This is a genomic window from Pantoea sp. AS-PWVM4 (assembly GCF_000468095.1).
GTDB lineage: Bacteria > Pseudomonadota > Gammaproteobacteria > Enterobacterales > Enterobacteriaceae > Pantoea > Pantoea phytobeneficialis.
The window spans coordinates 193,491-205,821 of the sequence record NZ_ASZC01000006.1; the positions used below are offsets into that span (position 1 = coordinate 193,491).

The following is a 12,331-nucleotide window of genomic DNA, read 5'->3' on the forward strand; positions in this document are numbered from 1 at the left end:
GCCAGCTAAAAACGACAATCGAAGAGTTACGATTATATTTATTGATATAAGTTTAACGTTGGCGAAAACGATAAACACCCGCACAGATCAATGCGTTTTGAGTTAGTTCAACGTTTTTTTATTTCAGCAGTTCCAATCGTCGCCGTCTATAATAAACTAGCCTGGATTGTACAGATCGCGAATCTAATATGAAAAATCACTATGCGCTCGGCCTGCAACAGGTTCAACAGGAATTAATTACACTGCAAACGCCCGGACTTTACTGGATCACCTGCCAGCGGCAGGAGGATGCGCGATCGTTTCTGCGTCAGGTGATAAGCCAGCAACAGGCTGCCACACTGATCAGCTCAGACGAAAAACCGCAGGCATTGCTGACGCCCGATCCGCCCGGTGGCCCGGTGCGTATTCCTTTATTTTCGTTGCCGGCCAATAAACTTTCCTTGCAACAGTTGCAAGGGGATTTTGCGCGCGTAATGAATAAGCGAAGCGGTCTGGTGTTGTTTTATAGCAACGCCGCACATTGGGTTAAATTATCGCAGGAAGAACTGGCGATTTGGCTGAAGCGCATGCGTCGTCAGTTAATTGAAAAAAACATGACGCTGCTGATGATAACTTCTGGTACATCAATAATTAACCTGCGGAATTATCTCCAGCGTTATTTTCGCCAGATTGATGGTGTCGCTCATTTAGATTATCAACAGGATAGCTGGCAATATCGCATTAACTGGTGGTATTCCGCTGACCAACTGTTGGCGGATCGCGCGATTCGCCTGAATTACATCGAAAATCAGTTTATTGCTGCCAGCGAAGAGGAACAAAATATTCCGCTCAGCCTGAACGATGAGAATCAATTTCTTGCCGAGCAGGGCGTGCTGGAAGGCGCTCCACCTTTTTCCGCTCAGTGGCAATTGTTTAGCGACAATGATGGGGTTTACTCGCGCGCGCAACAGGCCAACGCCGCGACGGTGATCTTTAGCCTGGCAAATAACCATGATATCAACGCCCTGGCAAAAATGGTCCATAGCCTGCGACGCTCGCGTGGTAACGCGCTGAAGATTGTCGTACGCGAGATGAATACCAGCTTGCGATACAGCGATGAGCGCCTGCTGCTGGCCTGCGGCATCAATGCAATTGTGCCCACGGCGGCAACTTTGTCGCGCTTCCTTACCACGCTGGAAGGGATTCAGGGGCAGCAGTTTACCCGTCATGTGCCCGCAGACTTGCCTGCGTTGATGCAGGCTTTACAGCCGTTGCAGCAGCGCGGTTTTCTGCCATTGAATGCGTTTTGTGGCGCGGTACAGAAGCTGATGAAAAACACGCTGTTACCGGAAAACGATAAAGGTTTGATGGTCGCGCTGCGCCCGGTGCCGCAGCTGAAGCCGGAACAGGTGCTGACGTTGTGTAAACCGCGCCGTTTCGGTGACCTGGTGACGCAGTTGGATGATCGTCTCTACCTGTTCCTCTCCTCATGCCGTTTTAACGATTTGGACATTGCGTTGAAATCCATTTTCTCGCTGCCGCATGACGAGTTGTTCAGCAATCGCATGGTGTGGTTCGAAGACAACCAAATCGTATCGGAAGTGAATAAAATCAGTCAGCTGACACCGGTGACGCACCAGGATCTGCCGGTGGAGCCGGTGACCCTGGCTGCAACAGCGCCAGACCCGGTGTCGCATGAACGCGCGGCACCGCTTCCTCAGCCGATTACCCTGAATATTGATGGAGCGCAGTCCTGATGACACTAATGGATTGGGTGCAGGTCATCATCCTGCTGCTACTTATTCTGCTATTTCTCAAATCCCTGTTGGTGCGCTGGCTGCCGCGTAGTAGCAACAGCCTGCTGATGCGCCTGCTTCCGGCTCGTGCGCTGAAGTCCGAGGGAGTCTGGCAACGGAATACGACGAAAACGGATAGAAAACCGTAATGAGCGATAAAAAATCTTCGGCAAGCGGCTGGTCGCTGCACGGCTCCTGGTGGCGTGGCCTTGGCGGCTGGAACTTCTATTTTCTGCTGAAGTTTGGGTTGCTGTGGTATGGCTACCTGAACTTTCACGCCCTGAGCAATCTGGTGTTTCTTGCCTGGCTGCTGTTCCCGCTACCCTCGCAGCGCTGGCATCGGCTGCGTAACTGGGCGTCACTGCCGATTGGCTTTGGTCTGTTCTGGCACGACACCTGGCTACCTGGTCTTAGCTCGATTCTCAGTCAGGGCGATCAGGTTGCGGGGTTTTCGACCGCTTACCTGTTGGACCTGCTCGATCGCTTTATCAACTGGGAGATGATCGGCGCCGCCTTTGTGCTGTTGGTGCTGTATCTGTTTGTCGCGCAATGGATTCGCATTACGGTGCTGGTGTCGCTGCTGTTGATTTGGCTGAACATCGTTACCATTGCCGGGCCATCCTTTAATTTGCTGCCGGGCAAAGCTGCGACGCCGGAAGTGGTGTTGAATGATCAACCGGCTGTGGCCGGTAAAACGCCCGATGCGCTCGATCAATCTGCCGCACCCACCAGTGCCAACCTCACCGCGTGGCTTAACCGTTTTTATGACAGCGAGCGGCAGCGCGTAACCCATTTCCCGGATAGCCTGCCCGGCGATTCGCAGCCGTTCGATATTCTGGTGCTGAATATTTGTTCGCTGTCCTGGTCGGATCTGGATGTGGCGCAGCTGCGGAATCATCCGTTGTGGCACCACTTCGATATCATGCTGGATAACTACAATTCGGCCACCGGTTACAGTGGCCCGGCAGGGATTCGCCTGTTGCGTGCCAGCTGCGGGCAGACCTCGCACAGCGATCTGTATAAACCCGCCGATCAGCGATGCTATCTGTTTGATAATCTTGCGAAGCTGGGCTTTAAGCAGGAGCTGGTGATGGATCACAACGGTGTCTTCGGCAACTATCTGAAAGAGATGCGCGAGGACGGGAATATCCAGGCACCGTTAATGTCGCAGGCGGGTATCGCGCCAGAACTGACCTCGTTTGACAGCTCGCCCATCTACAACGATGGTCAGCTATTGCAGCGCTGGCTGGATGACCGCAGCAAAAGTAACGATGCACGCAGCGCCACTTTCTATAACCTGATTCCGTTGCATGATGGCGTCCGTGAACTGGGCAGTACGCGCACGGCCGCCTGGCAACCGCGCGCTAAAATGCTGTTTGACCAGCTCGATACTTTCCTGACCAATCTGGAGAAATCGGGCCGTCGCGTGATGGTGGTGGTGGTGCCGGAGCATGGTGCGGCATTGCAGGGCGATAAGATGCAGATGTCAGGTCTGCGCGATATCCCCAGTCCGTCGATTACCCATGTGCCGGTGGGCATCAGCTTTATCGGTATGAAGGCACCGCATCAGGGCCAGCCACTGACAATTAATACCCCGACCAGTATGCTGGCGCTTTCCGAGATCATTTCCCGCGTGGTGGATGGCCAGGTGTTCAACGCGCCGAATGTGAATATGTCCGCGTTGACCGATAATCTGCCGCAAACGCCAGTGGTGTCGGAGAATGATAACGCGGTGGTGATGATGTATCACGGCAAGCCGTGGATTCGCCTGAACGGCGGTGATTGGGTGGCGTATCCGCAATAAATAATGGCCTGACACCGTAGCGACGCGATTTATCGCGCAATGTTTTGGTCGCGTGAAGCAAAACCCACGCGATAAATCGCGTCGCTACGGATGTGTATTTATCCGAATAACGTCGTTTGATACCACGCGAACCCCGATTTTGCGACTTTCTCCCGGCGAAAAAAAACCGTGATCTGGGATATACTTGCTGCGCATTTTCCTGTCTGATAACACGGCTTAGAGTTGCCAGGAGAGATTTTGTTGCGCGTCAGTCGTTCCTTAACGATAAAGCAGATGGCCACAGTCTCCACCGTGGCGTTAGTTACCATCTGTATTTTTATCGTCATTCAGTTATTTCATTTTGTGCAGCAGCGCAGGATTGACTACGCCCAACAAATGGAAAATGTGGCGCATACCGTGCGTCAGCCGCTGTCTGAAGCGGTCCTGAAAGCCGATATTCCTCAGGCAGAACATATCCTTAACACCCTCAAACCCGCCGGTATTTTGTCGCGTGCGGATGTGGTGTTACCCAATGCATTCCAGGCATTGCATGCCGATTTTGAGGTAGAGAAGCCGGTGCCGGTGCTGGTGGCGCGTTTATTTGAGCTACCGGTGCAGATTACCTTACCGCTTTATTCTGTTGAGCGTACCGGGCTGCCAAAACCGATTGCTTATCTGGTCCTTCAGGCGGATTCATCAAGGGTGTATCAGTTTATCCTGAGTACGCTTTCAACCATGATTACCACCTATTTATTGCTGGCGCTGATTTTGTCGGTGTCGATTAGCTGGTGTATTAACCGGCTGGTGGTCCATCCGCTACGTAATATCTCGCGTGATTTGCAGGAATTGCCACCGCAGGCCATTCTGACGCATAAACTCACGCTGCCGGAAAATCATCGCGATGATGAAATTGGCATGTTGATCCGCAGCTATAACCGTAATCAGCAGGTGCTGGAGTCAATTCATGATGAGATGAGCCGACTGACCACCCATTTTGCTGTTACTGATTTGCCAAATCGTACGTTGTTTCTGGCTCTGCTTGATCAACATATCCATCACCGGCATCGCCCTGATCCCTGGGGGGTGATGGTGATTCGCATTGATACGTTGCAGGAAGCCAACGGGGTACTGAGTGACGATCAGCGCGATACCCTGATGCTGACGTTGGTGGAGAAAATTCGCAGCACGATTGACGATCATACGCTGCTGGCGCAAACCGGACCGAGTGACTTTGCGTTGCTGCTGAAGCGTGCGCACAACCCGTTCCGGGCGATGCGCCTGGCGCGCAACCTGATGTTGCGCATCAATCAGCCGGTCAATCTGCAACAACTTCAGCTACGTCCCAACGCCAGCATGGGGCTGGCGCTGCATGACGACACCCCAATCTCCGCCAGCGAGCAGCTTGATCGTGCGACTTCAGCGATGATGTCGGCACGTCATCAGGGTAAAAATCAGATCCTGTTTTTCGATCCGGCACTGACCGAGCGGGCGCAAAAGCGCTTAACCCAGGAACACGACATTTTGCAGGGGTTGCAGGATGAGGAGTTCGCGCTCTATCTGCAACCACAAATCAATATGGCCACCGGCGAGCTGGCGGGAGCGGAAGCCTTGCTGCGCATGCGTCAGCCGGATGGTAGTTGGGGATTGTCGGAAGAGTTTATTGCCAGCGCGGAAGAGATTGGCGTGATTGCTTCGATTGGCCGCTGGGTGTTCGAAGAAGCGTGTCGCATTATCGCCGCCTGGCAGAAGCAGGGAATCAACATCCCGTTGAGCGTGAATATCTCGGCGGTTCAGCTACGGGATGCCAGCGTGGTGACGCATTTGCAGGGGTTGCTGGAACGTCATCGTATTACGCCGGGTAACTTTGTGCTGGAAATCACCGAAACCGCCAAGATTGGCGATGCCGAGCAGGCGATAGCGCTGCTGCGCATGTTGCAGCAAACGGGTGTCGCTGTGGCACTGGATGATTTCGGCATGGGTTACTCCAATCTGAACTATCTGCATCAGTTTAAAGCATTGCCGGTCAACAAGTTAAAGATGGATCGCAGCTTTGTTGCTGCGCTGCCGGATGATGACACTATGGTGCGTATCGTGGCTGCCATCGCCGATATCATCCATCTGGATGTTATTGCTGAAGGCGTGGAAACGGCCGAGCAGCGCGACTGGCTGTTGGCACGCGGTATTACCATCGGTCAGGGCTATCTGTATGCTGAAGCACTGCCGCTCAACATCTTCAATCAACGCTGGCTTGACAAGCTATCACCCACCAAATAATCACCTGATTTATTGATTTTCCTTGTGAATTTACATAACCCTCGCTTGCTGAAGCGTTTCAGTTCATAGTTAGAGTTTTGTAACTTTTGTAAGGAATGTAAGCCTATATTAATCGCGTTAACCGGATGTTATTTTCCTCAACGTCGGCAGGGCCTTTCCCGGACCCGCTACATGGCATGACATCATTAAATTAAATAAATGACGGATAAATCCGTCTTCACTGGACACCTGTTATGAAAACCTCGCTGTTTAAAAGCCTCTACTTTCAGGTGCTGGTTGCCATTGGCATCGGCGTTCTGTTAGGCCATTTTTATCCTGAGTTAGGCGCGCAGATGAAGCCGCTCGGAGATGGCTTCGTCAAGCTGATCAAGATGATCATCGCCCCCGTGATTTTTTGTACGGTGGTGACCGGTATTGCCGGCATGGAGAGCATGAAAGCAGTTGGGCGGACTGGCGCAGTGGCGCTGCTCTATTTCGAAATTGTCAGCACCATCGCGCTGATTATTGGCCTGATTGTGGTCAACGTGATTCAACCTGGCGCGGGCATGAACATTGACCCCGCCACGCTGGATGCGAAAGCGGTTGCCATGTATGCACAGCAGGCGGAACAGCAGGGCGTGGTTGCCTTCCTGCTGGATGTGATCCCCAATAGCGTGATTGGTGCCTTTGCCAGCGGCAACATCTTGCAGGTGCTGCTGTTCGCGATTCTGTTTGGTTTTGCCCTGCATCGTTTGGGTGACAAAGGCACGTTGATTTTCAACGTGATTGAAAGCTTCTCGAAAGTCATCTTTGGCATCATCAATATGATTATGCGTCTGGCCCCGATTGGCGCATTTGGTGCGATGGCGTTCACCATTGGTAAATACGGTGTCGGTTCGCTGGTACAACTCGGTCAGTTGATTATTTGTTTCTATATCACCTGTATCCTGTTCGTGGTGGTGGTGCTCGGCCTGATTGCCCGCGTGGCAGGTTTCAACATCTTTAAATTCGTGGCGTATATCAAAGAAGAACTGCTGATCGTGCTGGGCACGTCCTCTTCGGAATCTGCGTTGCCGCGTATGCTGGACAAGATGGAACGGCTTGGCTGTAAGAAATCGGTAGTAGGTCTGGTGATCCCGACAGGTTACTCGTTCAACCTTGACGGTACCTCCATTTACCTGACGATGGCCGCCGTATTTATTGCGCAGGCAACCAATGCGCATATGGACGTCATCCATCAGATTACGTTGTTGGTGGTGCTGCTGCTGTCGTCGAAAGGTGCGGCGGGTGTGACCGGCAGTGGCTTTATCGTGCTGGCGGCAACCTTGTCGGCGGTGGGACATCTGCCGGTGGCCGGACTGGCGCTGATTCTGGGGATTGACCGCTTTATGTCCGAAGCGCGCGCCCTGACTAACCTGGTCGGTAATGGTGTGGCGACCGTGGTGGTGGCGAAGTGGGTCGGTCAGTTGGACGAGCGCCAGTTGAATGAGACGCTTTCTTCAGCGAAAAAGGCGAAAAACGCACCGGAATCTTCGCTGTAAAGCGACAATTGCGTTAATTTTCCGGGAAATGCCCGCTGTGACTTGCCCTCACAGCGGGCATTTGCATAATAAACCCCATTGATTTTTTTCCCGGTTTTTCACCTCGTTGCGCGACATCCCGGCCATCTTGTGGTCAAAGAGTCAGTTGAAGAATAAACGTGGCGGCAAACTGCCGCATCGGTCAGCCTCTGAGCGACCGCACGCGCCGTGATAACGAGTGTTGATCTGTTTGATAGGGGTTCACATGCAGGGCACCAGAATTCGGCTTTTGGTTGGCGGATTGCTGTTGGCAGCATCCGGTTTTGGCGTGCATGCCGAAACACTCCAGCCCGATCCCGCCTGGCAGGAAGGCAAACTGGACAATGGTTTTAGCTGGCAATTGCTGACAACGCCGCAGCGTCCCAGTGACCGCATAGAGCTGCGCCTGATCGTTAACACCGGTTCGCTGGTGGAGAGTGCACAACAAACCGGCTTCAGCCATTTGTTACCGCGTCTGGCGTTGGTGCATAACACCGCGCTCGATACCAATCAGCAACGCGCTTTATGGCAACAGGCGATGGATCCGCATCGTCCGCTGCCGCCTGCCATATCGTCATATGATTTCACCCAATACAATCTGAGCCTGCCGAATAACCGTCCGGAGCTGCTGAAAGAAGCACTGAACTGGCTGTCGGCGACCGCAGGCAAGATGGCACTGAATGAACAGGTGGTGACGACCGCGCTGAGCGCGTCCGATCCAATCGCCACCTGGCCGCCCAACACCCAGGATGTCTGGTGGCGCTATCGCCTGAAAGGCTCAACGCTGCTGGCGCACGATCCTGGCGAACAACCACGCGCGCCAGTCGATATCGCGCAGCTGAAGAATTTTTATCAGCAGTGGTACACGCCAGATGCCATGACCTTATATGTGGTCGGCAATGTTGACAGCCGCAGTCTGGCGGAGCAGATCAACAAAGCCTTTGCGCCGCTACAAGGTAAACGGGCATCGCCAGCGGCAATGCCGACGCTGTCGCCGTTGCCGCATCAACCGGTGAACCTGGTCAATGGGGCGATAAATCAGGATCGTCTGTCGTTGGTGTGGGACAGCCCGTGGCAACCGATTCGTGATTCGCAGAACCTGGAGCGTTACTGGCAGAGCGATCTGGCGCGTGAAGCCTTGTTCTGGCATGTACAGCGTGCCCTGGCCGACAGCAAAGCGCAGAGCGTTCAGGTGGGCTTCGACTGTCGTGTGCTGTATCAACGCGCCCAGTGCGCCATCAATATGGACAGCCCTAACGCTTCACTGCCCCAGAATATGAATCTGGTAGCAAAAGAGCTGGCGGCGGTGCGTGATAAAGGGTTGCCGCAGGATGAGTTTGACGCGCTGATGGCGCAAAAGCTGCTGGAGCTGAATAAGTTGTTCGCCACCTACGCACGTACCGACACCGATATTTTGATGGGGCAGCGTCTGCGTTCACAGCAAAATGCGGTGGTGGATATCGCTCCGGAGCAATATCAAAAACTGCGCCAGTCATTTCTGGGCGGGTTAACGCGTGATCAGCTTAATCAGGAACTGCGTCAGCAATTGACTCAGGAACTGACGATGGTGTTGATCCAGCCGGAAGGTGAAGCGGAAACCAATGTGAAAATGTTGCAGGAAAGCTGGGATAAGGTGATGACACCACCAGAGACACCGACCACCCCAGCCAGCCCGGATGATGTCAAAAACGACGGCAACGCCAGCAGCAGTGAGCTGGCCCCGCCATCGTCATAAGCCTCAGGTTTTTGCCCGCAGCCACTCGGTCACCAGCATCGGCCAACTGGCTAAGGGCAAATCCGCCACGCCACGGATGCCAAATCCGTGGCCGCCTTTCTGATAAAAGTGGATTTCTGCCGGTACGCTGTGTTCGCGCAGCGCGCTGAAGAACACCATGCTGTTATTGATTGATACCGTTTCATCGTCAGCCGCGTGGATCAGCAGCGTCGGCGGCGTCTGGCTATGCACCCGTGTTTCCAGCGAATAGGCATCTATGGTTTTTTGATCCGGCCACGCACCCAATAGCCGGGTGCGGGTACTTTCATGGGCCAGCCCGTCACGCATGCTGATCACCGGATAAATCAGCACCATCGCGTCAGGTCGGGGCGAGAGGCTGTCAGCCTGATCCTGCACCGGGTAGATTTTCTCAGAAAACCGCGTGCCGAGGCTGGCGGCAACATGACCACCGGCGGAGAAACCCATCATCACGATATATTTGCCGTTCATCGCACGCTGCGCCCGATCGCGCAATACCCGCACGGCACGCTGCGCATCGGCCAGCGGCGCATCCGGGCCTTCGTGATGACCGTCGTAAGGTAAACGGTAGGTCATGACCGCCAGCGTGTAGCCCATTGAGGTAAAGAACGTCGCCAGTGCGCTGCCCTCGCGATCGATCAACACCCGTTGATAACCGCCACCCGGGGCCACCAATAGCGTAATACCGTTGGAGTTTTCGGGGTGCCAGATAGCCATCTCCGGGCAGCGTACCCCGGTGGCAGCACGATCATAGGGTTCATATTCTTTGGCGAGATCGACAATCTGCGGCTGTGCGCGTGAGTCGCTGGCGCCCGGTGCATCACCGTGCGGCCAGATATTAATAATTTCTGTGTGCATAAATCGGTCCTGAGCGAATCATGTTGTCGTTTTTGTGGTCGCGGCCGGATCAACAGCATCCTGCTGTTATTGATTAAAACATGGTCTTTTTTATGGCGATCGTCCAGCCGAAAAGCCGTAATTCAGACAGAATCGGACTATGCCTGGCGCACCTTTTTGTTGCCATAACGTATTGAATTTAAAATTAGATCTTAAGCCCGGCTAAAGTAGTCAGGCATGGATTGGCAGGAAAATGGATCTCCGCAGGCGTCAGGGGAAACTGCCGGGAGGAAGTGCTGATTTAAGGTAAATTTATGGCAATTGTTTGTTAGCCAGCGTGATGTTTGAGACGCCCTGACGAGCAGGGCGTAGAGGCATTACTGTGGCATTGCGTCCAGAGGGATGATCGCGCCGCGATGTTGAATCACAGTGCTGGCGGTGAGATGACCGCGGGCGGCGGCGGCATCCGGTGCCGCACCCTGTAAACGCAGCGCCAGATAGCCTGCGCTAAAGGAATCGCCGGCGGCAGTAGTGTCGATCACTTTCTCTTTTGCCAGTTTGATGGCGGGCACATCGTAAAGCGGCGCCTCACCAACGGCCACCAAACAGGATTCAGCGCCACGTTTGATCACAATCTCCTGCACGCCCGCGTTGCGGGTGCGGGCAATCACCGCTTCCAGTGGCTGTTCACCCCATAACAGATGTTCATCATCCAGCGTCAGAAAGGCGATATCGGTATGCTGCAGCATCGCAGCATACGCCTGCTGCGCACTGGCTTTATCGGCCCACAAGCGCGGGCGATAGTTATTATCAAAAATCACTTTGCCGCCGTTCTGGCGGCACGCGCTGAGCAGGTTCATCAGCTTCTCGCGGCTGGCGGCAGGCAAAATCGCCAGGCTGATGCCGCTGAGATAGAGATAATCGTAATGGGCCAGTTGTTGGCAAATGGCCTCAGATTGCGGGCTGTCGAGCCAGTAGCGCGCAGCGGCATCGCTACGCCAGTACCAGAAGGTCCGCTCGCCGTGTTCGTCGGTTTCGATGAAGTACAGACCCGGCATTTTGTTGTCGAGTCGCTGGATCAATCCCGTTTGTACCTGCTCCTGCTGCCAGGCGGCAATCATCTGGTCACTGAAGCTGTCGGTGCCGAGGGCGGTTACGTAATCAACGCGCAGCTGCTCAATGTCAGACTGACGCGCCAGATATACCGCGGTATTCAGCGTATCGCCGCCAAAACCGCGTTTGATGTTCTCACCTTTTTCGGACAGCTCAATCATGCATTCGCCAAGGATGGCGATTTTCTTCTGCGTCATGGTCTTCGGCCTGTAGTGAATTCTTCCCCTAGTCTCGCGTCTGGTATGGCAGCCGTCAATGTTTTTCAAAACGGCGTTTTAATTCCACTTAAGGTGTGAAACAGGGGGTTTAAGGGTAATTTAGCCGCGAAATTGTTGCTTGTTTTACCGATTAAGCGTGAGACGCACTGTTACACTCAAGAGCTCGTGTGGCTGCTCAGGATGATGATGCTATTTGCAGGCACTCACCACCTACCAGGAAAAAACCATGGTGATGAAGAATTTTAGTCATCGACTGCCTTCTTCAATTGAACTGGAGCAACAACAGGAAACGCGTCTCTTCTGGCAGCAGTGCCAACGATTCTATACTTTCCAGCCGATCTACCAGGTCTCGGGCCACTTACTGGCTATTGAATTACTGACTGCGGTGACACATCCATCCGCACCAGAAAAAAGGCTTTCGCCGGAAATCTATTTTGATGCGCTGGAGATTTCTCAGCGTCTCGATGTGGTGCAGGAACAGCTGGAACTGCTGATGCAGTGGTCGGCCCTTTTTAATCAGCGCCAACTGGTGGCTTCGGTCAATATCGATGGCCCTACGCTGCTGGCAATCCAACAACATCCGCAAATCCGCAGCCTGATAACCCAACTGCCGTGGGTACGCTTTGAACTGACAGAACATCATGTGTTGCCGCAGGAAGAGATGATTGCGCAGATGCCGGAGCTTGGCCCGCTGTGGCTGGATGATTTTGGTTCCGGTATGGCGAACTTCTCCGCCCTGACCGAGCTGCGTTATGACTACATTAAGTTGTCACGCGAGCTGTTTATGCTGCTGCGCTCTACCGACGAAGGTCGCAGCCTGTTTTCCATGCTGTTGGCCTTGATCAACCGTTATTGCAACGGGGTGATTGTCGAAGGCGTGGAAACCGAGGAAGAGTGGCAGCAGGTGCGTAGCTCGCCCGCAATGGCCGCACAAGGTTATTTCTTCTCCCGCCCGGTTCCGTTTAGCGAACTGGAAAACATGGCGCTGGCGCTTCCCTGATAACGTTCCTCAACGTCTCGACTATCTTTAAATGAGACGT

9 protein-coding genes are annotated in these 12,331 nt (G+C 53.8%); 7 read left to right on the top strand and 2 right to left on the bottom strand.

Features of this window, described 5'->3' with window-relative positions:
• Positions 1–188: 188 nt before the first annotated feature.
• The 6 genes from bcsE (at position 189) to L579_RS08100 (ending at position 9,105) form a co-directional block, all read left to right on the top strand.
• Positions 189–1,736 (top strand): cellulose biosynthesis protein BcsE, encoded by a 1,548-nt coding sequence (bcsE, locus tag L579_RS08075; RefSeq protein ID WP_021183762.1) that lies wholly within the window; start codon positions 189–191, stop codon positions 1,734–1,736.
• A complete protein-coding gene (gene bcsF, locus L579_RS08080; RefSeq protein ID WP_021183763.1) occupies positions 1,736–1,924 on the top strand; it encodes a cellulose biosynthesis protein BcsF in 189 nt (62 codons plus the stop codon). Before bcsE ends, bcsF begins: the two co-directional genes overlap by 1 nt.
• Positions 1,924–3,579, top strand: a complete 1,656-nt coding sequence (bcsG, locus tag L579_RS08085) for a cellulose biosynthesis protein BcsG (RefSeq protein ID WP_021183764.1) — start codon at positions 1,924–1,926, stop codon at positions 3,577–3,579. Before bcsF ends, bcsG begins: the two co-directional genes overlap by 1 nt.
• Positions 3,580–3,819: 240 nt before the next feature.
• Positions 3,820–5,832 (top strand): biofilm formation regulator HmsP, encoded by a 2,013-nt coding sequence (gene hmsP, locus L579_RS08090; protein WP_200864661.1) that lies wholly within the window; start codon positions 3,820–3,822, stop codon positions 5,830–5,832.
• A gap of 233 nt (positions 5,833–6,065) precedes the next feature.
• Positions 6,066–7,352 (top strand): dicarboxylate/amino acid:cation symporter, encoded by a 1,287-nt coding sequence (locus L579_RS08095; protein WP_021183766.1) that lies wholly within the window; start codon positions 6,066–6,068, stop codon positions 7,350–7,352.
• Positions 7,353–7,596: 244 nt separating this feature from the next.
• The gene (locus L579_RS08100) at positions 7,597–9,105 is read left to right on the top strand and encodes a M16 family metallopeptidase (RefSeq protein WP_021183767.1); all 1,509 of its coding nucleotides are present in this window, start codon (positions 7,597–7,599) and stop codon (positions 9,103–9,105) included.
• A gap of 3 nt (positions 9,106–9,108) precedes the next feature.
• Here L579_RS08100 and L579_RS08105 read toward each other — a convergent pair whose 3' ends face one another.
• On the bottom strand, positions 9,109–9,981 hold the full coding sequence (locus L579_RS08105) for an alpha/beta hydrolase (RefSeq protein ID WP_021183768.1): 873 nt from the start codon (positions 9,979–9,981) through the stop codon (positions 9,109–9,111).
• A gap of 356 nt (positions 9,982–10,337) precedes the next feature.
• The gene (locus L579_RS08110; RefSeq protein ID WP_021183769.1) at positions 10,338–11,270 is read right to left on the bottom strand and encodes a sugar kinase; all 933 of its coding nucleotides are present in this window, start codon (positions 11,268–11,270) and stop codon (positions 10,338–10,340) included.
• 247 nt (positions 11,271–11,517) lie between these two features.
• Between L579_RS08110 and pdeH the strand changes: the two genes are divergently transcribed.
• Entirely contained in the window at positions 11,518–12,291 is a 774-nt protein-coding gene (gene pdeH / locus L579_RS08115; protein WP_036625915.1) for a cyclic-guanylate-specific phosphodiesterase, read from the top strand.
• The last annotated feature ends 40 nt before the right edge of the window (positions 12,292–12,331 follow it).